Genomic DNA, 24,121 nt, shown 5'->3' with positions numbered 1-24,121 from the left:
CCCGGATCCAGCGACCTCCCGAGCAGCTCCTCCCGAGCAGCGACGTCACGCGCAGAGGCCCACACCCGCCGAAGTCAGGACGACGGTGCGGTTCTGCGCCGCGACGGCGTCGGAGTACGCGCCGCTCGCATCCGTCTCGGCCCGCCAGCCGCACCAGTCGTGGCCGACGCCGGCGGTGGTGAGCTCGGCTGCGGGCACGCCGAGACCGACGAGGGCGGTCTTCACGGCCTCAGCCCGGCGCTGCGACAGGGCGAGGTCGGCGGTGTTGCTCGTCGCCTGGTCCTTGGAGGCCGTGCCGGTGATGGTGACGACCTGACCGTTCTGCTCGATGGCCGGGACCAGCGACGCGAGCGTCTGCTGCGCCGCGGGCGGGTCGGCGAACGTGGCCGTGTCCTTGGTGAAGCGCAGCTCGCTGTCGCGGATCACGACGGGATGCGACCAGTCCGTCTTGGTGGCGACGGCCTCGACGGGCACCGGCGTCACCGCGGGCAGGCCGGTCGTCGCGCCACCCGAGGCCGGCTCGGGAAGCAGGGAGAGCGTGCCGCCCGCGGCCTTCACGACGGCGGTCCAGATGGCCTCCAGGTTGCTGCGGGCCGGGATGGTGAGCGGCTGCTGATCGCCCGCGGTGTCGCCCATCCCCGACCAGTAGACGGTGACGCCCTTCAGGTCGGTCGGCAGCAGGGTGCGGGAGGTCAGATCGGCGACGACCTGCGCCGGGTCGGCCGAGAGCAGGCCGCTGCCGGCGAAGTCGAGCGGGTCCGTGGTCTGGAGGCCGCTGCCGACGACGAGCACGCCCATCGGGTTCTTCCCGAGGTTGCGGGCGGCCTGGTCGATCGCACCGAGGAAGTCGACCTGCGCGTTCGCGGCCTTCAGCCCGTCGATGTACTGCGTGATCTGGGTGAGTTTGGTGCGCTGCTCGTTCTGGCACACGATCGCGTCCTGCGCGGTGGAGCCGATCAGCGTCGTCCCCATCACCTGCGGGGTGCCGGAGGGGATGACGACGGTGACGCTGCCGTTGCTCGCGCCGACGGCCTTCAGCTGACTGGTGGCCGAGGCGGGCAGCGCCGTCGTCGGCGCGTTGGCGGTGCTCCCGGCGACGACGCCCAAGTTGCGCGGGGCGGACTGGTCGCACGCCTCGCCGGACGCGGTCGCCGACGAGCAGGCGGTGAGGCCGGCCGCGAGGGCGAGCACGCCGGCGACGGCGAGAGCGGTGCGGATGCGGGGGAGAGTGGGCACGAGTGCTCCTCGAGGTCAGGGCTGGGCGGGCCAGGCGGGGTGATCGGCCGACGGGGTGGACGCGGCGTGCGCGCCCGGTCCGGCCTCGACCGCGGCGGTGCTGCGCCGGGCTTTGAGCTCGCGGATGATCTGGCTCGTGCTCTCGGGGTCGCGCTCGCGCTGGGCGAGGCGGACGCCGAGTTGCGCGCGCACCACGTCGACCCGGGAGTGGAAGGTGACGCGGGCGCCCGAGTAGCGGACGGCGTCGTGCGCGTCGAGCTGGTAGGCGAGGCGGGTCGCCTCGGCGGCGGCCACGGCCTCCCCGCGCAGCTTGTCGCGGTGCACGCGCAGCCGCTCGGCCTGCGCGTGGGCCTTCTCGGCCGCGGTGAGCAGCGGCTTGGTGGTCATCCAGGCGATCACGAAGCTGACGGCGCCGGAGGTGGCGAGCACGCCGAGCATGAGGAACGCCATGATCGTGTCGGGCGCCGTCCACGAGAACGTGGGCGCCGCGGGTGCGGTGTCCCCGCCGACGAGGCCGGTGAGGCCGCCGGACGCGGACGCGTCCATGCCCGCCTTGATCCGGGCGACGGTGATCGCGGCCAGGAGCGCCGCCCACACGAGGGAGAGCGCGACGGCGGCGGGGATCCATCCCCTTGCCATGACCCGCGCCTGCACCCGGCGCAGGATGATCGCCACGGCGTGCGGGAGGGTCACAACGGCGAGCGAGATGCCCAGGGTGATGACGTACATCTGCAGGCCGATCGAGCCGTACTGGCTGTCGTTGCGGAGCAGCAGGGTGAGGGCCTGCGAGAGCAGGATGTAGTCCACCGCGAGCATCGCGACGAGCAGCACGTACACGAAGACGTGCGCGACGGGGGAGAGGTGCCCGACGGTCGGGCGGTGGCGGGGCGGGCGGGTGACGATGTCCCTGGCCATGGTCGTCCTTCCTGTCTCAGGCGTAGTTGTGGAGCTGGGGATCGCTCCCGAGCAAGCGGGCGTCGAGACGCTGGGCGGCCTCGTCGGCGCGGAGGATCTCGGCCTCCGTGCGCTCGAGGGCGCTGCGGATGAGCTCCTCGCGCGCCTGCGCCTCGGCGACCCGGGCGGAGCACACCGCGATGTTGCGCGTGCGCTGGCGCTCGAGCTCGGCCGCGCCGGCGCGCTCGAAGGCGGCGAGCTCGTGCTCGAACACCTCCAGCGTCTCGACGTCGACCGCGTCGCGCAGCCTCCGCAGTCGCCAGAGCACGCGGCGCTTGAGCCGCGAGACGTTCGGGACGCGGTATTCGGTGAGCCGGTCACGCTTGGCCATCGGCGGTTCCCCCTTGCCAGTGTTCGAGTGCGTCGGTGCGCGTGGTCAGCCAGTCGGAGCGCCGCAGCTCGGGCGTCCCCTCCCGGGCGGGGTCGCGGTCGACGGCGTCGCGGGGCAGTGCGGCACGGTAGGCGCCCCAGTAGACCGCGATCTTCTCGTCGGACCGGTCGAAGTGCCGGGCGGCGCGCAGCCGGGCGGCGGTGAAGCGGGCGTGGATGAGCGCGGCGAGCTCCTCGGCGCGGCGGTGCCGCCGGGCGATGCGCCGTTCGAGGCGCCGCAGCTCGGCGTAGGCCGGGCCGTCGCCGACGGCGATGCGGGCGTGGTCGCGCTCCGCGGGCGGGAGCGCGTCGAGCCGATCGTCGAAGGCGTCGAGATCGGTGCGCACGGCGGCCGTGAGGAGGCGGTGCTCCGTCAGCTCGCGGCGCACATGCCGGTGGAAGCGCTGCTCCTCGCGGCGGGCGTAAGCGTTGGCGCGGGCCTGGAGTGCCGCGACGGTGGGCGGCGCGCCGGCTTCGGGTGCGGGCGCGCCGCGCAGCGCCTCGGCATCCTGCCGTGCGCGTTCTTCCAGGCGGCGCCGGGTCAGCGGACCGACCCTGAGCGGCTGCGTCGTCATAAGGGGGGAGCGTAAGGAGCGGCTCTGGGGGAACCCCATGCGAAGGTCGAACGTTTCCTGAAAGTGACCGAACCGTGACCTCTGTGCCTCTACTCCTCAGACAAGCAGACAAGGCGACGCCACCATCCCGTAGACTCGGCGCATGCCCGTGCTCCGCGCCCCGCTCGCAGACCAGGCCGCCGACGCGCTCCTGGAGCGCATCCGTGCGGGTGAATGGGCCCTCGGCCAGAAGCTCCCGGGCGAGACGACGCTCGCGCCGCAGCTCGGGGTGGGCCGCTCCACCGTGCGGGAGGCGATCCGTCAGCTGGCCGGTCGCGGCGTGCTCCAGTCCCGGCAGGGGGCGGGCGTCTTCGTCACCGCGCTGGACGCCCCGGAGGACTGGGATGCGGTCCTGCGCCGCGCCTCCATCGTGTCGGTCATCGAGGCGCGCATCGCGATCGAGTCGGAGGCCGCCGCCCTGGCGGCCGAGCGCCGCACCCCGCAGGAGCTGCGCGCCCTGCGCCGCGCCCTCGACGCCCGCAGCCGGCTCGACCGCGAGCTTGAAGCGCACGTGGACGCCGACACCGCGTTCCACCGGGCGATCGTGGCCGCCGCCCACAACGACATCCTCGCCGAGCTGTTCGACGGTTTCGTCCCGCGCCTGCGCCAGTCGATGGTCGAGATGCTGCGCCTGCGTCCGCTCGCGGACGAAGGTGCGGACCACGACGCCCACCGCGCCCTGCTCGACGCGATCGCCGACCGCGACGCCCTCGTCGCCTCCCGCCTCAGCCGCGACCACCTCACCTCGATGAAGGAGCGCCTCTCGTGACCACGCCCGCCGCCCCCGCCGTGCTCGAGCTGCGGGAGGTGACGTTCCGCCGCGACGGGACGCACATCCTCGACGGCATCGACCTGACCGTGCGCGCTGGCGAGCACTGGGCGCTGCTGGGACCGAATGGTGCGGGCAAGAGCACGGTGCTCGGCTTCTGCGGCGCGCTCACCTTCCCGACCTCCGGCACCGTCGACGTGCTCGGCCGCCGGCTGGGGCGGGTGGAGCTGCAGGAGCTGCGCCGGCACATCGGGCACGTGAACCCGCGGCATCCGGTCCGCTCGCCGCTGACGGTCACCGAGGTGGTGCTCACGGGTCTCACCGGCTCCCTGGAGCCCCCGATGCGGTGGGAGGCCACGGTCGAGCAGATCGCGCGGGCGCACGAGCTCCTCCACTCCGTCGGGCTGGACTCGCGCCGCGACGCCCGCTGGCCCACGCTCTCGCAGGGGGAGCGCGGCCGAACGCTGATCGCCCGCGCCCTGATCGCCGATCCGCAGCTCCTACTCCTCGACGAGCCGACGACGGGGCTCGACGTCGCGGCGCGCGAACAGCTGCTCGAGACGATCGACGGCCTCGCGCACACGGCTCCGGACCTCGCGTCGGTGCTCGTGACCCACCACCTGGAGGAGCTGCCCGAGACCACCACGCACGCGCTGCTGATCTCCCACGGACGCATCGTCGCGACCGGCCCGATCGAGCAGGCCGTCACGACCGAGACGGTCACCCGGGCGTTCGAGCACGCCATCCGCGTCGAGCGCGCGGACGGCCGCTGGAGCGCTCGGGCGGTGCGGGAGCGCGCGGCGGCCGTCTGACCTCAGCCCGCGCGGCGCTCGGCGACGGCGCGCTCGACGTCCTCCTGCACCAGTTCCATGTTGAGCTGTGCGGCGGCGAAGGCCGCACTGGCCGCCGCCGCACCCACCTGCGCGAACGGGTCGGTGACGTTGCCCGCGGCCCACACGCCGGGCACGGCGGTGCGGCCGGTCGGGTCGACGGGCAGGTGCTCGCCCATGCCGGAGGGGTGCTTTGCGGTCGTGAGACCGAGGCCGGCGGCGAAGGGGAGGCGGACCAACGAGGCCGGGCCGATCGCGATCGTCGCGCGCGGCACGACACTCCCGTAGGCCAGACGCACACCGGTGACCCGCCCGTCGGCGGACTCGACGGCGGTGACGGCCCCCTCCACCACGCGGATGTCGCGTGCCGCGAGCTGCTCGCTCTCGTCCGCGCCGGGTGCGGGGAAGCCGTTCGTGAACAGCACGACGTCGTCGCTCCACTGCCGGAACAGCTGGGCCTGGTGCACGGCGCGCGGCCCGAGCGCGAGCACGCCGATGGCGGTGTCGCGCACCTCCCAGCCGTGGCAGTAGGGGCAGTGCACGACGTCGTGGCCCCAGTTCTCGCGCACACCCGGGATGTCGGGGAGGTCGTCCACCAGTCCGGTCGCGATGAGCAGCCGGCGTGCGCGCAACTCGTCGCCGCCCGCGGTCACGACGATGTCGTCGCCGTCGCGGCGGGCGTCGGTGACGGACGCCGTGCGGACCTCGCCGCCGTACCGCCGCACCTCCTCGCGCCCCACGGCCGTGAGCTCCGCCGGCGGAACGCCGTCGCGGGCGAAGAGGCCGTGCACCGCGGCGGCGGGGGCGTTGCGCGGCGCCCCGGCGTCGAGCACCAGCACCGAGCGGCGGGCGCGCGCCAGCATGAGCCCGGCACTCAGGCCGGCGGCGCCGCCGCCGACCACGATCACGTCGAATCCATCGTTCTGCATGCTCCGATCGTCGGCCCCGGCATCACCGCTGGCAAATGTCCTTGCCGAAATGGCAAACTGGAGGAATGAGCGACGACCTGGACCACGCCCTCGACGGCGTCGGCACGCGGCTCCGCGCCCTGCGGACCAAGCGCGACCTGACGCTGACCGACCTCTCCGAGACCACGGGTATCTCGATCAGCACGCTCTCCCGGCTGGAATCGGGGACCCGGCGGCCGACGCTCGAGCTCCTGCTCCCGCTCGCCCGGGCGCACGGGGTGACGCTCGACGACCTCGTCGATGCGCCGCCGACCGGCGATCCGCGCGTGCATCTGCGTCCGCAGCGGCTGCACGGCCGCACGGTGGTGCCGCTCACGCGCCGACCCGGCGGCATCCAGGCGTACAAGATGGTCATCCCGGCCGGAGCGGGCATCCCGCAGCCGGACCCCCGCACGCACGAGGGGTACGAGTGGCTCTTCGTGCTCAATGGCCGGCTGCGCCTCGTGCTCGCCGAGCACGACATCGTGCTCGAGCCTGGGCAGGCCGCCGAGTTCGACACCCGCGTTCCGCACTGGTTCGACCGCGCGGACGCCGAGAGCGTCGAGTTCCTCAGCCTGTTCGGCAAGCAGGGGGAGCGGATGCACGTGCGCGCGCGGCCCGCGTCCGACGCCGCGGACTAGGCTGTTCGTTCGTGCCCGACTACGCCATCGCCGACGACGGGGCGCGCATCGCCTTCGCCGAGCGGGGGACCGGCGTCCCCGTCCTCCTCATCGCCGGACAGGCGACCGGCATGCACGGCTGGGGCCCGTTCGCCGACGCACTGGCCGAGGACTTCCGCGTCATCGTCTTCGACCACCGGGGCATCGGCGCGAGCGACCTCGGCGAGGCGGGGCACTACACGACCCGCGCGTTCGCCCAGGACGCCGTCGCCGTGCTCGACGCGGCCGGTGTCTCCGCCGCCCACGTGGTCGGTCATTCGATGGGCGGCCGCGTCGCCCAGTGGCTCGCCGCCGACGACCCGGAACGGGTGCGCCGGCTGGTGCTCATCGCGACGACGGCCAGCGACCGCTCGGGCGAGAAGCGCGACCCCGCCGTGATCGCCGATCTGCTGAGCGGCGACCGCGCCCGGATGACGCCCCTCTTCTTCGACGCGGACTGGGTGGTCGCGCATCCCGAGACCGTCGACGCGTTCTTCTCCCGCACGGCCACCCGGGAGGCGCTGCGCGGCCACTTCGCCGCGAGCCGCGACCACGACGCGCGGGAGGCGCTGGCCGGCATCCGCGCCGAGACGCTCGTGCTCCACGGCGATCACGACGCGTTGACCCCACTCGCACAGGCACGGCCTCTCGCCGAGGCGATCCCGCACGCGACCCTGCGCGCCTTCGACGCGGGCCACGGCCTGCACCTCGACACCCCGGAGGTGCTGGAGGCGGTGCGGTCGTTCCTGCTGCCGGTGTCGCCGCCCCGGGCGACCGTCAGGCCGCGACCGTGAACCGGCCGTCGCGGGCGGCCGCCACGAACGCGGCGTAGTCCTCCTCGGCCTGATCGGCGTACGCCGAGGACCAGCGGGCTACCGCCCGCGGGAAGCTGTCACCGGCGCCGAGGTACCCGGAGACGAAGGCCGCCTTCGGTGACCGTGCGTGCGCGCGGGCGAGCACGACGGCGCAGATGCGCGCGTAGTCCCGGAACTGCACCGAGTTCATCGCCGGGATCTCGAACGACGCGTTGCGGTTGCGGAACAGCCGCAGGTAGAAGGTGAAGCCGCTCTCCTTCAGGAACCCGAGGAACGGGTCGGAGACGGCCTGCAGGATGCGCTGGCACGCGACCACACGGTAGCCCTGCTGCTCGGGGAACAGCGCGGGGTCGAGGTAGCCGGGCAGCGGCGTGACGCCCCCGAACTGCTCCACGACGGACGAGCCGGCCTCCTTCAGCTGCAGGATGAGCGTCTCCTCCGCCGGGCCGCGCAGCGCCAGGATGAAGCACCGCGTGCCGACGCTGCCGACACCGACGACGCGACGCGCCACATCCAGCAGCCGGTACTGCGAGAGGAGGAGGGCGACGTTCGGCGGGACGGTCTCGCGGTAGCGGTGGAAGGCCGCGTCGGCGAGCGCCCGGATCTCGGGCTCGGCGCGCTGCAGCACCGGCGGCCGGTCGACGAAGCGCAGACCGCCTTCGCCGTCGTCCTCCAGCGCCCGCCGGGCGACGCGCTGGCTGGTGCGCTTGCCGGAGGCGAGTGCGACCTCCTGGATCATCCGCACCGTGTCCGGGTGCAGCCGGCGGCGGCGTTCGTTGACGGACGTGGGCCGGAAGTAGCGCTCGCGCAGCGTGCGCTTCAGGGTGCGGGCGAGCCAGTCGCGGTAGCTCGCCGCCGCCTCCTCGGCGATGCCGACGAGCTCCTGCTCCGGTGCACCGAGCGAGCGCCCGGCGACGATCACGCTGCAGAGCAGGCGCTTGACGTCCCACTCCCACGGGCCGACCGTCGCCTCGTCGAAGTCGTTGATGTCGAACACCATCGCGTTCTCAGGGGAGCGGAACATGCCGAAGTTCGACAGGTGCGCGTCGCCGCAGACGACCACCTCCGCGCCGGTGGTCGGACAGGCGGCCAGATCGGCCGACTGGATGGCCGCCGTGCCGCGGTAGAACGAGAACGCGTCCGTGCCCATCCGCTCCACGCGCAGGTCGACGAGCTGCTGCAGACGCGCCTCGTGCTGGGTGGCGAGGATGCCGAGCGGGTCGCGGCCCGGTGATGGCGAGTACTCGGCGTGCGCGGAGCGCGGGACCGCCTCGCGCATCGCGCGTCCGGCGGCCGCGAGCTCCGCCTCGTCGAGCGGCGTCTCGGCCCGCAGGCCCACGGTGTCGATGTCCATGCTGCACCCTCCTCGCGTCGTGGCGAGACGCCTGCAGGCGTCGGGATGCGCTCGCGGGCGCGCTCAGCCTAGTGCCGGGACGGCCGATAGGTTAGACCCCGTGGAGGACTGGATCGAGCATCGCCGGGCGGACGGCGAACGCGTGGGATGGATGCGGCCCGAGGGCGAGGGCTTCGTGCCGGTCGACCTCCTGGGTCGCGAGGTCTCGGGCGCCGTCGACTGGCTCACCGCCGAGGAGACGCTCGACGGCATCGGGATCGGCTACCTCGCCGACCTCTACGAACTGCGCCTGGACGACGGCAGCTGGCTGCGCGTGCGCCTGGCCGAGGTCTCGCCGACCCGCATCGTCGCCAAGCAGGACGACTTCGGCGCGGTCGGCGCCCCGCAGCTGTACTACACGCTGCCGTTCCCGCTCCCGGACACGCTGAGACCGCTGTCGCGCTGAGGTGCCGTGAACCAGACCGCGAGCCGTCGGGCGATCGCACCGATCTCCTCGATCTCCCCGGCCGCGACGGCCAGGATGAGGTCGAACTGCGCATCCTTGTCGTACCGCTGCTCGTAGCCGTTGAGCTGGAAGAAGAGCACGCAGACGACCCATCCGGTGCGCATGTTGCCGTCCAGCAGGGCGTGGTTGCGCAGGAGCGAGTGCAGCAGCGCCGCCCCTTTCGAGTGGACGTCCGGGTAGGCGTCGCGGCCGAACAGGGTGGCGGCCGGCCGGGCGAGGGCGAACTGCAGGAGCACCGTGTCGCGGATGTACGTCAGTGGATCGCCGCCGTGGACCGCTCTGATGACCTGGAGCGCCTCCTCGACGGTGACGTAGCGCGTGCTCACGCGTCGCGGAGCCTCGTGAGCAGACCGGCGTTCTCGGTGACGATCCGGTCGATCATCTGCTGGGTCGAGTGGTCGTGGGTGGCGATGTAGGCGTCAACCGCCTCGAGCACCGTGGCGGTGAAGTTCGTGTGGGTGTCCGCGGCGATCGCCGCGAGGGCCGCGACCTGGTCGTCGCGGAAGGCGATGAGCTTCTTGCTGCGCGCGGGGGGAGCCGTCTGCGTCATTCGCACCTCCTATATATTCGGATGCCCCGCGTATATATGTCCCCTGTGTCGGGTCTGGTGCGGTGCGCGCGGCGCTCGTTAGCATCGCGGGAGACGGGGAGGATCCCGGGAATGGACGCGACACGATGATCCCGTTGACGATCGGCACCCTGGTGGAGGCTCCGGACCGCCCCGCCGTGATCGACGCCTCCCGGTTCAACCGGCACACGTTCTGGTGCGGGCAGAGCGGCTCGGGCAAGACCTACGCGCTCGGCGTCGTGCTGGAGCAGCTGCTGCTCGAGACCGAGCTCTCGATGGGCGTCCTCGACCCGAACGCCGATTTCGTGCATCTGGCCGAGACCCGCGACGACGCCGACCCGGCCGAGGCGGCGCGCTACGCCCGGTCCGACATCCGGGTCTTCCACAGCAGCACGACGACCGAGCCGCAGCTGCGCGCCCGCTACGTCGATCTCAGCGTGCGCTCGCAGGCGGCGGTCGCCCGGCTCGACCCCATCGCCGACGAGGACGAGTACAACGTCCTGCTGCACCTCGACAAGAACGCCGACCACTACGACCAGAACCGGTTCCTGGAGGCCCTGCTCGGCTCCGACGAACCCGCCCGGCGTCGCCTCGGCCTCCGGATCGAGAACCTCGAGATCCTGGACTGGCCGCTCTGGTCGCTGGGTCGCGCATCCGTCGTCGACGTGCTCGACGAGCGGCCGCGGGCCACGGTGCTCGACGTGGGCGGGTTCTCGCACAGCGCCGAGCCGCAGGCGGCCGCTCTGTGCGTGCTGGAGCATCTCTGGCAGCACCGGATGGACCGCCGCCCCCTGCTCATCGTGATCGACGAGGCGCACAACTTCTGCCCGCCCACCGCCCGCAACGACATCGAGCGCCAGCTGACCGAGCAGATCATCCAGATCGCCGCCGAAGGGCGCAAGTTCGGCCTGTGGCTGTTCCTCTCCACGCAGCGTCCCAGCAAGATCCATCCCAATGTGCTCTCCCAGTGCGACAACCTCGGGCTCATGCGGATGAACGCCCCGCGCGACCTCGCCGAGATCGCCGACGTGTTCGGCTTCGTCCCGTCGTACCTGCTCGAGCAGTCGCCGACCTTCCGCAAGGGCGAGGCACTGTTCGCCGGGGGGTTCTCCGACGAGCCGCAGCTGGTGCGGGTGGGGCGGCGGCTCACGCTGGAGGGCGGCGGCGATCTGAACGTGCAGGCGAGGACGGCGGGATGACCGGCGAGCCCGACCCGTCGCTCGACCTCAACCAGTCCGGCGACCAGACCGTCCGCGTGCAGCGCGCCCTCTGGCGCCACTGGGGCACACCGGCGGCGATCTACGGCACCATCGTGTACGCGAGCGTCGTGGCGGCCTCGTCGCTCGAGGACGACCATCCCGACTCGGCCGTGCGGATCCTGGCCTTCAGCCTCATCAGCATCGTCGTGTTCTGGCTCGCCCACGTGTACTCGACGGCGCTCGGATTCCACGGCGACGCCGCACACGTGCGTGACCGCCTGCGCGACTCGCTGCGGCATGCGATGGCGGAATCGACCGGGATGCTGGAGGCGGCGGTCATCCCGAGCGTCCCGCTGCTGCTGGCGACGCTCGGCGTACTGGACGCCGAGACGGCCGTAACGATCGCGCTCTGGCTGGCGGTGCTCATGCTGGCGCTCCTCGGCTACCTGGTCTTCCTCGTCCGAGGCCGCCCGGTCGGGATCTGCCTCCTCGGCGCCGTGATCACCGGGCTGTTCGGCGTGGTCGTGATCCTGCTGAAGATCGCCCTGCACTGACGCCGGGCCTGTCGCGTCCCGCCCTCAGAACGCCGCGATGCCCTTGCCGATCAGCACGACGCCGATGACGAGCAGGAGCACGGCCATCACCGTCGCGTTGTTGCCGACGAGCCAGCCGCGGAGGGAGTCCAGTGGACCGCGCATCCGCTCGGCGGCGACCAGGTAGCCGATGACGGGGATCGCGACCGAGCTGGCGGCGACGACCACGAAGATCACGATCACGACGACGTCGGCGCCCACGGACAGCCCCGCCGTGCCGATCGCGACGCCGGCGCCCGCGGCGAGCAGGAGGTTCTTGGGGTTCACAGCGGCGAGGATGAACGCCAGCCCGAACCCGCGGCCGGCGGTCATCTGGTCGATCGCGGCCATCCACTTCGGGAGCGAGGCCGTCTCGCCGGGCTTCGGCCGCGAGCGCCACTGCCGCAGCGCGAGGAGGAGCAGGAGCGCTCCCAGGACGATTTTGATCGTCCCGCCGATCGGCTGCGACGCGTCGGGATCGGCGGCCGGGATGAGCCCGGACAGCAAGGTGAAGACGACCACGGCCACGATGATCCCGAGCAGCCACCCGAGCAGGAACCCGACACTGGTGCCGCGCGCCTTCGGCGACAGCAGCATCAGGATCGCCGCGATGATCGGGATCGGGCTGATCGCGATCCCCAATGCCAACGGAAGCGTGTCTCCGATCGCTCCACCCATGGTCAGTCCTTCCGTCGGTCGTCGTGGTGAACCTTGTGCTCCGCGCGCTCGGACTTCCGGGCGGCGGACTCCACTTTCATGAGCTGCCTGGTCTCGCTCAGATCGCCGATCGCCGCGCGCCAGACACGTGCGCGTGGGTCGGAGTCGACCAGCACCGCGCGCACCAGGAGCGTGAGCGGGACCGCGAGGATGGCGCCGAGCGGTCCGAGCACGACGGCCCAGAACAGCACAGAGAAGAAGGTGAGGGTCTGGCTGAGCGCGACCGCGTTGCCGACCACCTTCGGCTGGACGATCGACTGCACGACGGCGTTGATGATGCCGTAGACGACGACGATGGCGATCACCGTTCCCCAGCCGCCCGTCAGATAGCCGAAGACCAGGGGAGGGACGATCGCGATGAAGTAGCCGACGTTCGGGATGTAGCTGCACAGGAAGGCGAGGATCGCCCAGAGAAGGGCGGCCGGAACGCCGAGCAGCCAGAGGGCGAAGCCGTTGATCACGCCCTGCACCAGCCCCAGCACAGTGGTGACGACCATGTAGCGGCGCACGCTGTGCGCGAAGCCGCTCATCGCGTAGACGAGGTTCGGGCGGGTGGGCTCCAGCTGCCGCAGCAGCGTCGGTGTGTACGCCGCGTCGGCGGGCATCAGGATGAGCATCGTCAGGACGACGACTCCGAACGAGACGAGGCCGAAGGCGCCCCCGAGCAACCCGGTGAAGAAGTCCAGGAACTTGGCCGGGTCGAAGCCCGACGTGATCGTCTTGACCTCCTGCGATCCCACGCCGATGCTCTGCAGCCAGGCCCCGATGTTCGCGCCGATCTGCTCGATCTGGCTCTTGTACTGGGGCAGCATCCCCACGAACTGGGCCAGTGCGACGATCAGCACCGCGGTGAAGCCCGCCAACAGGGCGAAGACGGTCAGCGCGACGGCACCGGTCGCGATGCCCTCGGGGGTGCCGTGGCGGGTGAGCCACACGCGCACGGGCTGCGCGCAGATCGTGAGCACGAGGGCCAGCAGGGTCGGTGCCAGGATGCTGCCGATGGCGGCCATCCCGAACGCCACGACCACCGCGGAGGCGAGGGCGAGGAGGATGCGCACACCGCGCCCGCCACCCGAACCCGTGCCGTCACCGCCCGAGTCGGCCGCCGAGGGCGGTGCGGGTTCCGGAGGCTTCGGGCGGCGGTGGAACGGCCACCATTCAGGAGCGGGCATGATCGTCCGAATCGGTACGGAGGGCGGAGAGCGCCTCCCGGTTGGTCTCGAAGTAGCGCACGCCGTCACCCAGGCCGAGGTGCTCGATCCGCTCCCGGATACCGGGGCGGACGCGCGAGAGCGACAGGTCCGCGTTCTGTCGGTGCAGGTACTCCTGCAGCCCTTCCCACGACTCGGCCCCGGTGACGTCGATGTCGGTGACGGCCTCCATGTCGAGCACGAGGTGGGTGGCGCCTGACGAGCCGACCGCCCCCTCGACCGCCTGCTGGAACACGGTGCTGTTCGCGAAGAACAGCGGGGCGGCGAGGCGGACCACGATGACGCCGGGAGCGGTCTGCTCGCCGCGGGGCGCCTCCGCCAGCAGCGACGCGTTCGGGTCGCCGTCGGCCTTGAGCGTGTCGATCGGCGGGTTCGCCGCACGGCGGGTGACGTTGATCACGGCCAGGACGAACGCGATGACGATGCCCGCGATGGGACCGATGAGCAGGGCTCCGAGGAAGCACACCGCGCCGATCACGAACTCGAAGCGGTCCAGCCGCCAGAGCAGGGCGAAGTCGCGGATGCCGAGCAGGGGCACGACGGCGACGGCGACGATGGTGCCGATCGCGGGGGAGGGGACGTCCTCCAGCAGCGCCGTCCCGAAGATCAGGAGCAGCAGCGTGCCGAGCGCCGTGATCAGTGTCGGCAGCTGGGTGCGGGAGCCGGCCTGGTCCATCGCCGCGGTGCGGGAGGTGGAGGAGCCGACCGTGAAGGCGCCGGTGACGCCGGCGCCCAGGTTCGCGACGCCGAAGGCGAAGAGGTCGCGGTTGGGCCGGGTCGGGTAGTCGCGCTTCTGGCCGTAGGAACGGGAGACGAGCAGCCCCTCGCCCATGGTGACCATCGTGAGCGCGATCGCCGACGGCACGAGGGCGAGCCAGTCGGTCCAGGCGATGACCGGCCAGGTGAAGGTCGGCGGTCCGGCGTCGACCTTTCCGAGCACGGAGACACCCGCCTTCTGGGCGTCGGTCAGCACGACGACGATGGTGCCGACGATGAGGACGATCAGCGCCCACGGGACGGCCGCGGCGAGCCGGCGGCCGACGAGGAGCACGAGGAGCGCGCCGAGCGAGATGACGAGCGACCAGATGTTGAGCTTCGGGAGACCCGTGATCAGGCCGCCGAGCTTCTCGAGGAACTCGCCGCCGCTGTCGATCTTCACGCCGAGCATCTTCGCCGCCTGCGACACCAGGATGTCGAGCGCGAGGCCGCCGACGAAGCCGATCAGGATGGGCTTCGAGAGGAAGTTCGCCAGGAACCCGAGCTTGAAGAACGAGCAGAGCAGGAAGAGCACGCCGCCGATGAGGGCCTGCGCGAGCGCGAGGACGATGTAGTCCTTGCCGCCGGCCACGGCCATGCCGCCGAGGGAGGACGCGACGAGCGCGGCCGCCGCGGCGTCGGGGGAGGCGACGAGCTGCCGCGACGACACCGTGAGCGCGTACAGCACCGCGGGCACGACGAGCGCGTACAGGCCCGCGGTGGGCGGGAGCCCGGCGATCTGCGCGTAGCCGATGTTGAGCGGGATGGCGATGGCGAGCAGCGTGACGCCGGCCAGCACCTCCTGCAGCCAGGTGCGCCGGTTCAGGCCGGCGAGCGGCCGCATGCGCGGCGGCGCCGGCGACCGCGTGGTCGTCGGCGCCGCCGATGCGGATTCGGGCACGTCAGCTCACCTCTCTTGGTCGGATGACGTACCGGATGCTCACGCCGTCGGCGCCGCCGGCGGAGTGGGGGCTGCCGGTGCCGCGGGAGCAGCCGGGGCGGCGTGCGCGCCGGCCGCGGCCTGGTGCCCGAGCGCCACCGACTTCAGGTGGTCGAACTCCGCCTGGTTGATGGTCCCCGCGTCGAGCAGAGCCTTGGCCTTGGCGATCTCGTCGGCCGGGCTGGCCGCCGCGACCTGACGGATGTACTGGTCGGTCGCCGACTGCACCTGGCGCGCCTCCTTCTGGCTGCGCTCCGCCATCCCGGGACCGCGCGCGATCAGGTAGACCAGCGCGGTGAGGAACGGCACGAAGATCAGGAAGAGGATCCACAGGGCCTTCCACCAGCCGTTGAGCTTGTGGTCGCGGAACAGGTCGCTGATGATCGAGAACAGCGCGAACAGATACGCGATGAACGCGAAGCTCCAGAAGAAGAGCCAGATGATGTTCCAGAAGTTGTCCCAGAAAGACATGTCGTACCCCTCCTTGCCCGGGTCGGTCGTGACCCTGGGTGTGGCCTGAGAGTAACGCCGCGCGGGAGCGTGCGTCTAGAGGTCTCTCGCTGCGCGACGATCGGTCCGGCGGCGGGTGTCGTCGTGCGCGTCGCGCACCAGGTCGAGGACGGTGCCGAGGGTGCGCTCGCCGGGGAGGACGACCGCGACCCAGCCGAGCGATCCGTACACCGGGTGGGGAACGAGCACGTCGACGGCGGCGGGGTCGTGCGGGCCGTCGCCGACCAGTTCGGCGAGCCGTGCACGGCCGACGTGGATGTTGACCCGCCACCGGTCGCCGCCGAGCGCGGAGAGGGTGTCCTCTGGATAGTCCTTCGTCACGATGGTGGCGTAGGGCTGCGTGTTCTGCGGGACCCGGCCGTCCGGGGCGAAATAGAAGAAGGCGTCGCCCCAGGCGAGCTCGGGGGAGCCGTCGCCGGGCTCCGGCCGGAGCACGAGCGCGCCGTCGAGGGCGCGGACGGCGGCGACGATCCGGTCCATACTGTCGGTGTTCATGGTTCAAGTGTCCGATTGAAGTGCTTATGGAGGGTTCGTGACATCCATCGCCGCCGTCGCGACGGCCTCCGGCTACTCCCGCCAGCAGATCCGCGACCTCGAGCGGCTGGGCGTCATCCCGCCGGCGGAGCGCGGTCCGAACGGCTACCGGAGCTTCGATGCGACGCACATCCGCGCGCTGCGGGTCTACCGCGGGGCCGCGGCCGCCGTCGGCCCGGTCGAGGCGCGCCGCGTGCTGCGGGAGGCGTGGACGCTCCCGCTCGCCGACGCGGCTGCGCTGCTCGGCGCGCTGCACGTCGGCCTCGCGCGCGAGCGCGAACAGGCGGAGGCGGCGCTCCGGGCTCTGCGCACGATCCGCTCGGAGGGGCACGGCCGCGCGCAGCCGGACGACGTCGCGCTCACCATCGCCGAGCTGGCCGACGCTCTGGGCGTGCGGGCCTCCACGCTCCGCTTCTGGGAGCAGGAGGGGCTCGTCGCCCCCGACCGCGTCACCTCCCGGGGCGCCCGCAGCTACCCGCCCGCGGCCGCGCGGGAGGCGCGCATCGTCGCGGCACTGCGCGCAGCGGGATACCGGATACCCGCCGTCCGCTCCACGATCGACGCCATCCGCCGCTCGGCGCGCCTCGACGATCCCGAACGGTCGCTCGTGCAGCGGATCGAGGCGCTCGCGCAGCGCACGCTCGCTCTGCTGGAGGCCGGTGCGGACGCGGCCGCCCTGCTCCGCGAGCGCGTCTAGACGATCGCCCGAGAGCGCGGCTAGCCTGCGGAAGAGTTCGATCGCCGCCGGCAGAACGAGGGGAGGGATCCGTGACCACCGCACCCTCCATCGCCCGGCGGCCCTGGCTGCTCCCGACGCTGGCGGGGTACCAGCGCGGGTGGCTCGGCCGGGACATCGTCGCGGGGGTGTCCGCGGGCGCGGTCGTCGTGCCCCAGGCGATGGCGTACGCGACCATCGCGAACCTCCCGGTCGAGGTCGGTCTGTACACGGCGATCGTGCCGATGCTGGTCTACGCGCTGCTCGGCGGCTCGCGCGCGATGAGCGTCTCCGCCACCTCCACCATCGCGACGCTCACCGCGACGACGCTGGTGTCGGTGGGGGTCGTTGCGAACTCGGACCAGATCCCGCGCGACCTCGTCACCCTCACCCTGCTGGTCGGCGCGATCCTGTTCGTGGCGCGGCTGCTGCGCCTCGGCTCGCTCGTCGAGATCATCAACCGGCCGACGCTGCTGGGCATCCAGGTGGGGGTCGGAGCGACGGTCGCGGTCGGTCAGCTCCCGAAGCTGCTGGGAGAGACGACGGCGCCGACGGGCGAGGGATTCATCCGGTCGATCAATGCCGTCATCGCGGCGGTGCCGCAGGCGAATCCGTGGACGGCGCTGCTCTCCGTGTGCTCGATCGCGGCGCTGTTCCTGTTCAAGCGCTTCCTGCCGCGGGTGCCCGGTCCGCTGATCGTCGTGGCCGCGGGCATCCTGCTCGTGGCGTTCGGCGGGGCGCGGGAGGCCGGGGTCGAGCTGATCGCGCCGGTCGGGCAGGCGTTCCCCCTCCCGGTCCTGCCGTCGTTCGCGCACGTGTTCCAGCTCATCCCGGGCGCGCTGGCGATCGCCGTGATGGCGTTCCTGGAGACGGCGGCGGTCGCGCGCGGCATCCGCGACGTGGACGATCCGCGCATCGACAGCAACCGCGAGCTCTTCGCCATCGGCGTTGCCAACCTCGTCGGCGGCTGGTTCCAGGCTCTTCCGGCCGCAGGCGGCTTCTCGCAGAGCGCGGTGAACAAGGCGGCCGGTGCGCGGTCGCAGCTGGCGGCGATCGTCACGGTGGTGCTCGCCCTCCTGATCGGGCTGTTCCTCGGGCCGGTGATCAGCCTCCTGCCGCAGGCGACGCTGGCCGCGCTCGTGTTCGTGGCGGTCTTCGGCCTGATCGACGTCAAGGATCTGGCGCTGCTGTGGCGGATCAGCAAGCGCGACTTCACCATCGCGGCCGTCGTCACCGTCATCGGGTTGACCGCGGGGCTGCTCGCGGCCGTCGCCGTCGGCGTGCTCTTCACCCTCGTCCTGGTGCTGGTCGCGATGAACAAGCCGCGCATCCACGCGGAGGCCGCCGCCGACGGGCACATGGCGGTCACCCTGCTCGGCCCGCTCTACACGGCCAACGTGCTGGCGACCGAGCAGGCGGTGCTCGACGCCGCCGACGCCGCCGCGCAGGTGGCGACGCTGCACGAGCTCACCCTCGACTGCTCCACCCTGCAGGACATCTCGATCACGGTGATCCTGGCGTTCCGCGACCTCGACCGGGAGCTGGCGGGGCGCGGCGTGCGGCTCCGCGTGCGCGGCCTGCCCTCCGCGGCGCGGGAGATCGCCGCACGGACGCCGTGGTTCCAGGGTCTGGAGGCCGACGGGCGCGTGGTCTAGGCGGCTCCCGCCCACTTCAGCACGCGGAGCGCTCGGAGGGTCTGCCACCGGCTGGGCTCGCCGACCTCCTCCATCGTGATGGTGGTGCGGCCCGGGATGGCGGCCTCCAGCGTCCAGCGGCCATCCGCGCCGCGCTTGCTCTCGACGAGCGCGACCGCCTCCGCAACGCGCTCGTCCGCCGGCGCGCCGGCCGCGCGCAGATGGTCGAGCCCGCGGAGCACGTCGTAGCGCCAGTAGGTCGGGAAGCGGAACGTCAGCCAGTCCTCGTCGATCAGGCTGCCGTCGCTCTTGCGGCGCATCAGGCCACGCTCCAGCAGGTACGTGTGACCGCGGGCGATCTGCGCCGACACGTCGGTGGGGCCACCGGCGTCGCGGTAGGCGGCCAGACCCTCCAGCGCGCAGATCGTCGAGTGGAAGGAGCCGGGCTCGGTCCGGTCCTCCGAGTAGCAGTTCCAGCCGCCGTCGTCGTGCTGATCGGCGAGCAGGAGCCCGACGATCCGTTCGCTGGGGGAGCCGAAGGCCGCTCCTGCGATCAGCACGCGCCCGTTGATGCAGGGCTCGACCTCGCCCTCGAAGAACGGGCTGTTGCCCCACTCCTCACCCCAGTCGACGTTCTCGCGCACGCGCTGGAGCGCAGCCGACATCCGCGGGCCGTCCGGCTCGGCGCCGAGGGTGGCGAGGAGGAGCAGGGTGTCGTCGGTCGCATCCCAGTCCTCGGGCTTCCACACCGCGCCGCCCCAGGTGCCCGAGGCGTCCTGCGCGTCGAGCACGGCGGCGCTCCAGCCCTCGGACTCGACGGCGGCGCGGTCGGCCGCCCACTCCGGTGCGGGCTCGTGCAGGAGATCGCGCCGGGTCTGCCAGCGGATCGAGGGGTCGCCGTCGAGGAGCCAGGAGGTCACGTCCACGGCGCACACGCTACTCCGCGAAGGACTGCGTTCCCAGCACGCTCAGCAGGGCCAGCTTCTCCGCCGCCTCGGTGTGCGGGGGCGCGGTCAGCACGAGCAGGCACTGCGACAGGTCTTCGGTGAAGAGGGCCTGGCAGTCCAGCTCCAGCGCGCCGAGCTCGGGATGCAGGAGGGTCTTGTGGTCCTCGAACCGGCGGGCCACCTCGTGCCGCTCCCAGATCGCCGCGAACTCCGGGCTCTCGCGCAGGAGCGCCCGCACCACCTCACCGGCCCGGGACCGCTCGCCCAGGGCGCCGTAGGCATCCCGCAGCGACGCGACCTGCGCCCGGCTCTGCCGGTCCCGGTCGTCCTCCGGGTACATCGAGCGGGCCGACTCGGGATGCGCGAACCAGCGGTACACCTCGCTCCGCTCCAGGCCGGTGAAGCCGGAGCGGTCGCCGAACAAGGCGACGGCCATCCGGTTCTGCACGAGCGTCTCGCCGACGTTGGAGAGGACCATCGCGGGGGTGTCGTCGAGGCGGTCGAGCACGCGCAGCAGCGCCGGCGGCACGTGCGCCCCGCCGAGCCGGTCCGGCGTGTTGTGGCCGGCGATCCGGTGGAGGTAGTCTCGCTCGTCCGCGGTGAGCCGCAGCGCGCGGGAGAGGCTCGCGAGCATCTGCTCGCTCGGCTGCGGTCCGCGCTGCTGCTCCAGGCGCGTGTAGTAGTCGACCGACATCGCGGCGAGCAGGGCGACCTCCTCGCGGCGCAGGCCCGGGGCGCGACGGCGGGCACCGGCGGAGAGCCCGACGTCGGCGGGCTGCAAGGCCTCCCGGTGGCGGCGGAGGAAGTCGGCGAGCGCGGTGCGATCCATGCTTCCATCATGCGCCGCGGGCGTGCCGCGAACCAGGGATCGCCGATCCCCCGATCACCGGGTCTCTCCCGGTCGGCGTCGCCACCGCCGAGGCTGAGGGCATGGACATCACAGGAAACACCATCTTCATCCCGGGAGCGACCAGCGGCATCGGCCTCGCCCTCGCCGTCGCCCTGCACGACCGCGGAAACACGGTCGTCGTGGGCGGTCGGCGCACCGAGCTGCTCGAGCGCATCGCCGTCGAGCACCCCGGCATCGACACGGTCCGCATCGACACCGCCGACGCCGAGAGCATCCGCACCGCGTCCGCCGCCGTGATCGAGCGCCACCCCGACCTGAACGTGCTCGTCGCGATGGCGGGCATCATGCGCGTGGAGGACTGGCGCAGCCCGGCCGGCTTCGTCGACACCGCGGAGGCCATCGTCACCACGAACCTGCTCGGCCCGATCCGGCTGATCGGCGCGTTCATCGAGCACCTGCAGACCCGACCCGACGCGACCATCGTCACCGTCTCGTCCGGACTCGCGTTCGCGCCGCTCGCCGTGACGCCGACCTACAACGCGACCAAGGCCGCCATCCACATGCTCAGCGAGAGCATCCGCCTCCAGCTCGCCGGAACCTCCGTGCGGGTGCTGGAGCTGGAGCCGCCGGCGGTGCGCACCGGGCTGATGCCGGGCCAGGAGGACAGCCCGGTGGCCCAGCCGCTCGACGAGTTCGTCGACGAGGTCATGGGTCTCATCGAGACGCAGCCGGAGGCCACCGAGCTGCAGGTCGAGCGCGTGAAGTTCCTGCGCTACGGCGAGGCCCGCGGCGACTACGCCCAGGTCGTGGCTGCCCTCAACGCCGCCGACCCGCACGGCAAGGCGGACGCGGCGGCCTAGCCCGCGTCCGTCACCGCCACCGCCACCGGAACTCCGGAGAATCCCGGCCCCGCAGCCCGAATCGCCGTCCGAACGGCGAGCTGAGCGGCCCGTCGTGACGAGTCTCCGGAGTTCCGGCGCAGGGGAGTCTGCGGGAGCGCCCTGGACCCGGCTGGCGCAACTATCGGTCGCGACGATCGGTCGCCAGGCCGAGCCAGCCGGCGACTTCGGCGATCGCGGCGTCCACGTCATCCCGCACGGCCGGCGTGAACGGCTCGTCCTCGTGCACCGCGTCGACGCGGAAGACGCCCGCCTTGCGATCCGCGGTCGCGTCGAGCTTGCCGACCAGCCGGTCCTCGTGGAGGATCGGCAGCGCGAAGTAGCCCCAGCGACGTTTCGCGGCGGGCTTGTACATCTCCAGCAGGTACTCGAAGCCGAAGAGATCCTGCGTGCGTACGCGGTCGTGCACCAGGCGGTCGAACGGCGACAGCAGCGCGGTGCGGCCCGTGAACGGCGCCCCCACCGCCTCCGGGTCGACCCGCCAGTCGAGGTCGCTGCCCTCCACCCGCACCGGTTCGCCCGCGTCGCCCACCAGGACGGCTCGGGCGATGCCGAGCGCACGGAGGCGGCGGGCGTCCCGCAGCGGTTTCGCCTGCTCTTCGGGCACGATCTCGATGCCGGCCGGGTAGACGCGTTCGGCGACATCCCACGTCCGCTGCCGCCCGACGCGGCCCGCGACCGCCACCTCGCCGCGGCCCTGCAGCAGCTCCAGCATCCTGGTCACGTTCTGGTTGTGCGTCCACCCGCTCGACTGCCACGGCACCGCCGCGGTGTCCGGGATGTCCTTCGACAGCAGCGGACCCTCGGCGCGCAGCCGGGCGAGGAGGTCCGTGCGGAACGCGTCGTTGGCCGTCAGCCACGCGGCCCAGGCGGGAACGGCGTCGGGCCAGTGCGACATGCGGTCGAGGTGGAGGCCGAGGTCGGAGACGGCCCGCACCATCGCGAAGGGCGGCTGCTTCGGGTCGTCCATCGCCTTCACCTCGTAGAGCAGGCGGTCGGTCTCCAGCGCGGTCTGGACCTCGTCGGGGCGGAAGGCCGGCCCGAGACGGGTGAAGGCGATCAGGTCGGCGCTCGGCGCGACCGCGGCGGTGGGGTCGAGCTGCAGGAACGTCAGGTGCTCGACCAGCGGCACCAGTCCCTCGGGTCTCGCGGCGTCGAGGCGCTGCGCCCGCACGGCGATGCGGCGCGCCTCGTCGCGGGGGAGGATCATGCGATGCCCGCTCCCACGATCTGCTCGGCGAGCAGGTCGCCCACGAGCGGCCCCATCGTGAGGCCCGCGGCGCCGAAGCCCGCGTTGACGTAGACGCCCGGATGCCCCTCCAATTCCCCGACGGAGGGCAGCTCGCCCTCGGGCAGCGGGCGGAGGCCGACCCGCGTCTCGATCACCGTCGCGTCGGCGAGGCCGGGCGCGACCGACAGGGCGTCGGCGAGCACCTGCTGCTGCCCCGCAGCCGTGACCCGGGCGTCGAAGCCCGATCCCGTCTCCCGCGTCGCGCCGACGACCACACGCGAGTCGTCGAACGCCACCAGGTAGTGCGGGGCGACGGGATGCACGGACGGCCAGTCCCGGGTGTCGACGCCGTCGAGGCGGAGGTGCGTGATCTGCCCGCGCTGCGGTTCGACGGGCACGCTCGCCCCGAGCCGGTCGAGCACCCGGTTGGTCCAGGCGCCCGCCGCGACGACCAGCGCGTCCGTGCGCAGCTCGCGCTCCTCGATGCGCGGGACGCCGTCCGCGCCCAGGAAGACCGTGCCGTCGATCCGCTGTGCCCCGTGTGTCTCCGCTCCGGCGAGCAGGCCGGCCCGCAGGGCGCGGCCGTCGACGCGGGCGCCCCCGGCGATGTGGAGGGCGTGGAAGCCGTCCCCGAGCGGCGGGAAGAGCTCGCGCGCCGCGGCCTCGTCGATGCGGCGCACCTCGCCGATCGTGCGCGCCTGCGGTGCGCGCTCGGCGACGCGCGCCTCCGCCGCCTCCACGACGGCCTCATCGTGGTTGACGATCAGCGCGCCGCTGCGGCGGAAGCCGATGTCGTCGACGCCGGCCTCGGCCAGCCGCTCGATCAGCTCGGGGTAGTAGTCGGCGCTCGCGCAGTACAGCTCGGAGAAGTCGCCCCCGGCGACCGAGCTCCACGGTTGGATGATGCCCGCACCCGCGTCCGTCGCGCGCCCGGTCAGCCCCGCGTCGGCGACCGTGACCGCCACGCCGCGCCGGGCGAGCGCGAAGGCGGTCGCGGCTCCGGCGACGCCGCTCCCGATCACCAGCACGCTCGAGGGCGCGACCGCTCCGCTCACCGCGCGGCCGCTTCGGCGATCGCCGCCCCGAGCTCCTCGGGCCGCGTGAACATCGGCCAGTGCCCGGTGGGCAGCTCCACCACGTCGTAGCGGTCGAGGGCGCCCAGTTCGCGGCAGAATCCTTCGCCGGCCGCGACCCAGCGGCGCAGGTCCGACTCCCCGAACTCGCACGCGATCACGGTCGCCGGAACGGCACGGCGGTGCGCATCGTCGCGGAGCTCGATCGAGCCGGTCACCACGCCGCCCGGCTCGGGGACGGCGGCGCGACGGAAAACCTCGCGGAGGGGGTCGTCGAGATCCACCAGGTCCTCGTCGTCGAAGTCGTCCCAGTCCGGCAGCGGCACCTCGCCGTCGACCGGGGTCAGCCCACTCGGGATGACGTCGCCCGGCGCGAGCGGCGCCGAGTCGACGAAGACGATGCGCGCCACCCGGTCGGGCCGCGCGTCGAGGGCCGCGTTCGCGAGCGGTCCGCCTCCCGAGTGCCCGACGAGCACCACGTCGCGCGCCGACGGGTCGCCGACGGCGTCGACCGCCGCCGTGATCGCCGCGACGTGCTCGGCGACGCCGATGCCGGCCCGGGGCGAGGTCACGGCCTCCAGCCCGGGGAGGGTCAGGGGATGCGTGTGGTGCCCGGCCGCCTCGATGGCGGGCGTCACCCTCTCCCACGCGTTCGCGTTCAGCCAGAATCCGGGGACGAGGACGATCTCCATGCCCCGACGGTACTCCGGGCG

The 24,121-nt window shown here is 72.6% G+C and carries 28 protein-coding genes; 10 read left to right on the top strand and 18 right to left on the bottom strand.

What is annotated here, in order from left to right:
• Window positions 1-45: 45 nt before the first annotated feature.
• The 4 genes from HNR14_RS21265 to HNR14_RS01815 are packed head-to-tail and all read right to left on the bottom strand — an operon-like array spanning window position 46 to window position 3,134.
• The gene (locus tag HNR14_RS21265) at window positions 46-1,236 is read right to left on the bottom strand and encodes an OmpA family protein (protein WP_343064392.1); all 1,191 of its coding nucleotides are present in this window, start codon (window positions 1,234-1,236) and stop codon (window positions 46-48) included.
• 15 nt (window positions 1,237-1,251) lie between these two features.
• A complete protein-coding gene (locus HNR14_RS01825) occupies window positions 1,252-2,151 on the bottom strand; it encodes a hypothetical protein (protein ID WP_246311507.1) in 900 nt (299 codons plus the stop codon).
• 16 nt (window positions 2,152-2,167) lie between these two features.
• The gene (locus HNR14_RS01820; RefSeq protein WP_021758112.1) at window positions 2,168-2,521 is read right to left on the bottom strand and encodes a hypothetical protein; all 354 of its coding nucleotides are present in this window, start codon (window positions 2,519-2,521) and stop codon (window positions 2,168-2,170) included.
• On the bottom strand, window positions 2,508-3,134 hold the full coding sequence (locus tag HNR14_RS01815) for a hypothetical protein (RefSeq protein ID WP_179699546.1): 627 nt from the start codon (window positions 3,132-3,134) through the stop codon (window positions 2,508-2,510). The genes HNR14_RS01820 and HNR14_RS01815 overlap by 14 nt, the downstream gene beginning before the upstream one ends.
• A 142-nt stretch (window positions 3,135-3,276) precedes the next feature.
• On the opposite strand from HNR14_RS01815, the gene HNR14_RS01810 reads away from it, so the two are divergent.
• Both HNR14_RS01810 and HNR14_RS01805 read left to right on the top strand, forming a co-directional pair.
• Window positions 3,277-3,942 carry a FadR/GntR family transcriptional regulator gene (locus HNR14_RS01810; RefSeq protein ID WP_179699545.1) on the top strand — a complete coding sequence of 222 codons (666 nt, stop codon included), beginning with the start codon at window positions 3,277-3,279 and terminating at the stop codon, window positions 3,940-3,942.
• Window positions 3,939-4,754: an ATP-binding cassette domain-containing protein gene (locus HNR14_RS01805; RefSeq protein ID WP_179699544.1), complete on the top strand. Its 816-nt coding sequence runs from the start codon at window positions 3,939-3,941 to the stop codon at window positions 4,752-4,754. Before HNR14_RS01810 ends, HNR14_RS01805 begins: the two co-directional genes overlap by 4 nt.
• A 2-nt stretch (window positions 4,755-4,756) precedes the next feature.
• Here the strand turns inward: HNR14_RS01805 and HNR14_RS01800 are convergent, their stop codons facing one another.
• Entirely contained in the window at window positions 4,757-5,701 is a 945-nt protein-coding gene (locus tag HNR14_RS01800; protein ID WP_179699543.1) for an NAD(P)/FAD-dependent oxidoreductase, read from the bottom strand.
• Between the two features lie 65 nt (window positions 5,702-5,766).
• Between HNR14_RS01800 and HNR14_RS01795 the strand changes: the two genes are divergently transcribed.
• Window positions 5,767-6,360, top strand: coding sequence for a helix-turn-helix domain-containing protein (locus tag HNR14_RS01795; protein WP_179699542.1), 594 nt, complete (start codon window positions 5,767-5,769; stop codon window positions 6,358-6,360).
• Between the two features lie 11 nt (window positions 6,361-6,371).
• Window positions 6,372-7,172: an alpha/beta fold hydrolase gene (locus tag HNR14_RS01790; RefSeq protein WP_179699541.1), complete on the top strand. Its 801-nt coding sequence runs from the start codon at window positions 6,372-6,374 to the stop codon at window positions 7,170-7,172.
• On the opposite strand, the gene HNR14_RS01785 is transcribed toward HNR14_RS01790, so the two are convergent.
• Window positions 7,156-8,547, bottom strand: a complete 1,392-nt coding sequence (locus tag HNR14_RS01785; RefSeq protein ID WP_179699540.1) for a DUF2252 domain-containing protein — start codon at window positions 8,545-8,547, stop codon at window positions 7,156-7,158. The genes HNR14_RS01790 and HNR14_RS01785 overlap by 17 nt on opposite strands.
• A 100-nt stretch (window positions 8,548-8,647) precedes the next feature.
• On the opposite strand from HNR14_RS01785, the gene HNR14_RS01780 reads away from it, so the two are divergent.
• The gene (locus HNR14_RS01780) at window positions 8,648-8,992 is read left to right on the top strand and encodes a hypothetical protein (RefSeq protein WP_179699539.1); all 345 of its coding nucleotides are present in this window, start codon (window positions 8,648-8,650) and stop codon (window positions 8,990-8,992) included.
• Here the strand turns inward: HNR14_RS01780 and HNR14_RS01775 are convergent.
• A complete protein-coding gene (locus HNR14_RS01775) occupies window positions 8,941-9,378 on the bottom strand; it encodes a Fic family protein (RefSeq protein ID WP_179699538.1) in 438 nt (145 codons plus the stop codon). The two genes, HNR14_RS01780 and HNR14_RS01775, sit on opposite strands and share 52 nt — an antisense overlap.
• Complete coding sequence (locus HNR14_RS01770; protein ID WP_179699537.1) at window positions 9,375-9,602, bottom strand: hypothetical protein; 228 nt, start codon at window positions 9,600-9,602, stop codon at window positions 9,375-9,377. Before HNR14_RS01770 ends, HNR14_RS01775 begins: the two co-directional genes overlap by 4 nt.
• Before the next feature lie 125 nt (window positions 9,603-9,727).
• Between HNR14_RS01770 and HNR14_RS01765 the strand changes: the two genes are divergently transcribed.
• Window positions 9,728-10,819 carry an ATP-binding protein gene (locus HNR14_RS01765; protein WP_179699536.1) on the top strand — a complete coding sequence of 364 codons (1,092 nt, stop codon included), beginning with the start codon at window positions 9,728-9,730 and terminating at the stop codon, window positions 10,817-10,819.
• Window positions 10,816-11,373, top strand: a complete 558-nt coding sequence (locus tag HNR14_RS01760) for a hypothetical protein (protein ID WP_179699535.1) — start codon at window positions 10,816-10,818, stop codon at window positions 11,371-11,373. The genes HNR14_RS01765 and HNR14_RS01760 overlap by 4 nt, the downstream gene beginning before the upstream one ends.
• Window positions 11,374-11,397: 24 nt before the next feature.
• On the opposite strand, the gene HNR14_RS01755 is transcribed toward HNR14_RS01760, so the two are convergent.
• From HNR14_RS01755 to HNR14_RS01735, 5 genes are all read right to left on the bottom strand, one after another.
• Window positions 11,398-12,069: a GAP family protein gene (locus tag HNR14_RS01755; protein ID WP_179699534.1), complete on the bottom strand. Its 672-nt coding sequence runs from the start codon at window positions 12,067-12,069 to the stop codon at window positions 11,398-11,400.
• A gap of 2 nt (window positions 12,070-12,071) precedes the next feature.
• On the bottom strand, window positions 12,072-13,280 hold the full coding sequence (locus tag HNR14_RS01750) for an AI-2E family transporter (protein WP_179699533.1): 1,209 nt from the start codon (window positions 13,278-13,280) through the stop codon (window positions 12,072-12,074).
• Window positions 13,267-14,976: a SulP family inorganic anion transporter gene (locus HNR14_RS01745; protein WP_343064391.1), complete on the bottom strand. Its 1,710-nt coding sequence runs from the start codon at window positions 14,974-14,976 to the stop codon at window positions 13,267-13,269. The genes HNR14_RS01750 and HNR14_RS01745 overlap by 14 nt, the downstream gene beginning before the upstream one ends.
• A 39-nt stretch (window positions 14,977-15,015) precedes the next feature.
• Window positions 15,016-15,486, bottom strand: a complete 471-nt coding sequence (locus HNR14_RS01740; RefSeq protein WP_179699532.1) for an SHOCT domain-containing protein — start codon at window positions 15,484-15,486, stop codon at window positions 15,016-15,018.
• Between the two features lie 75 nt (window positions 15,487-15,561).
• Entirely contained in the window at window positions 15,562-16,020 is a 459-nt protein-coding gene (locus tag HNR14_RS01735; protein WP_246311506.1) for a DUF6194 family protein, read from the bottom strand.
• A 37-nt stretch (window positions 16,021-16,057) separates the two neighbouring features.
• On the opposite strand from HNR14_RS01735, the gene HNR14_RS21260 reads away from it, so the two are divergent.
• Both HNR14_RS21260 and HNR14_RS01725 read left to right on the top strand, forming a co-directional pair.
• Window positions 16,058-16,756 (top strand): MerR family transcriptional regulator, encoded by a 699-nt coding sequence (locus HNR14_RS21260; RefSeq protein WP_179699531.1) that lies wholly within the window; start codon window positions 16,058-16,060, stop codon window positions 16,754-16,756.
• A 71-nt stretch (window positions 16,757-16,827) separates the two neighbouring features.
• Window positions 16,828-18,429: a SulP family inorganic anion transporter gene (locus HNR14_RS01725; protein ID WP_343064390.1), complete on the top strand. Its 1,602-nt coding sequence runs from the start codon at window positions 16,828-16,830 to the stop codon at window positions 18,427-18,429.
• On the opposite strand, the gene HNR14_RS01720 is transcribed toward HNR14_RS01725, so the two are convergent.
• Both HNR14_RS01720 and HNR14_RS01715 read right to left on the bottom strand, forming a co-directional pair.
• Window positions 18,426-19,334, bottom strand: a complete 909-nt coding sequence (locus HNR14_RS01720) for a hypothetical protein (RefSeq protein WP_179699530.1) — start codon at window positions 19,332-19,334, stop codon at window positions 18,426-18,428. The two genes, HNR14_RS01725 and HNR14_RS01720, sit on opposite strands and share 4 nt — an antisense overlap.
• Window positions 19,335-19,344: 10 nt before the next feature.
• Window positions 19,345-20,184, bottom strand: a complete 840-nt coding sequence (locus HNR14_RS01715) for a helix-turn-helix transcriptional regulator (protein ID WP_179699529.1) — start codon at window positions 20,182-20,184, stop codon at window positions 19,345-19,347.
• A 101-nt stretch (window positions 20,185-20,285) separates the two neighbouring features.
• Between HNR14_RS01715 and HNR14_RS01710 the strand changes: the two genes are divergently transcribed.
• Window positions 20,286-21,065 carry an SDR family oxidoreductase gene (locus HNR14_RS01710; protein WP_179699528.1) on the top strand — a complete coding sequence of 260 codons (780 nt, stop codon included), beginning with the start codon at window positions 20,286-20,288 and terminating at the stop codon, window positions 21,063-21,065.
• Window positions 21,066-21,225: 160 nt separating this feature from the next.
• Here the strand turns inward: HNR14_RS01710 and HNR14_RS01705 are convergent, their stop codons facing one another.
• Genes HNR14_RS01705 through HNR14_RS01695 form a run of 3 tightly spaced genes read right to left on the bottom strand, consistent with a single transcriptional unit; the run spans window position 21,226 to window position 24,100 of the window.
• Window positions 21,226-22,314 carry a DNA glycosylase AlkZ-like family protein gene (locus HNR14_RS01705; protein ID WP_179699527.1) on the bottom strand — a complete coding sequence of 363 codons (1,089 nt, stop codon included), beginning with the start codon at window positions 22,312-22,314 and terminating at the stop codon, window positions 21,226-21,228.
• Window positions 22,311-23,390: an FAD-dependent oxidoreductase gene (locus HNR14_RS01700; protein WP_218874953.1), complete on the bottom strand. Its 1,080-nt coding sequence runs from the start codon at window positions 23,388-23,390 to the stop codon at window positions 22,311-22,313. Before HNR14_RS01700 ends, HNR14_RS01705 begins: the two co-directional genes overlap by 4 nt.
• On the bottom strand, window positions 23,387-24,100 hold the full coding sequence (locus tag HNR14_RS01695; protein WP_179699526.1) for an alpha/beta fold hydrolase: 714 nt from the start codon (window positions 24,098-24,100) through the stop codon (window positions 23,387-23,389). The genes HNR14_RS01700 and HNR14_RS01695 overlap by 4 nt, the downstream gene beginning before the upstream one ends.
• Window positions 24,101-24,121 lie beyond the last annotated feature (21 nt).

It is taken from the genome of Leifsonia naganoensis, from assembly GCF_013410615.1.
Taxonomy (GTDB): Bacteria; Actinomycetota; Actinomycetes; order Actinomycetales; family Microbacteriaceae; genus Leifsonia; species Leifsonia aquatica.
Note: the sequence above shows the minus strand (reverse complement) of the source record. Positions and strands in the feature narration are given on the sequence as shown.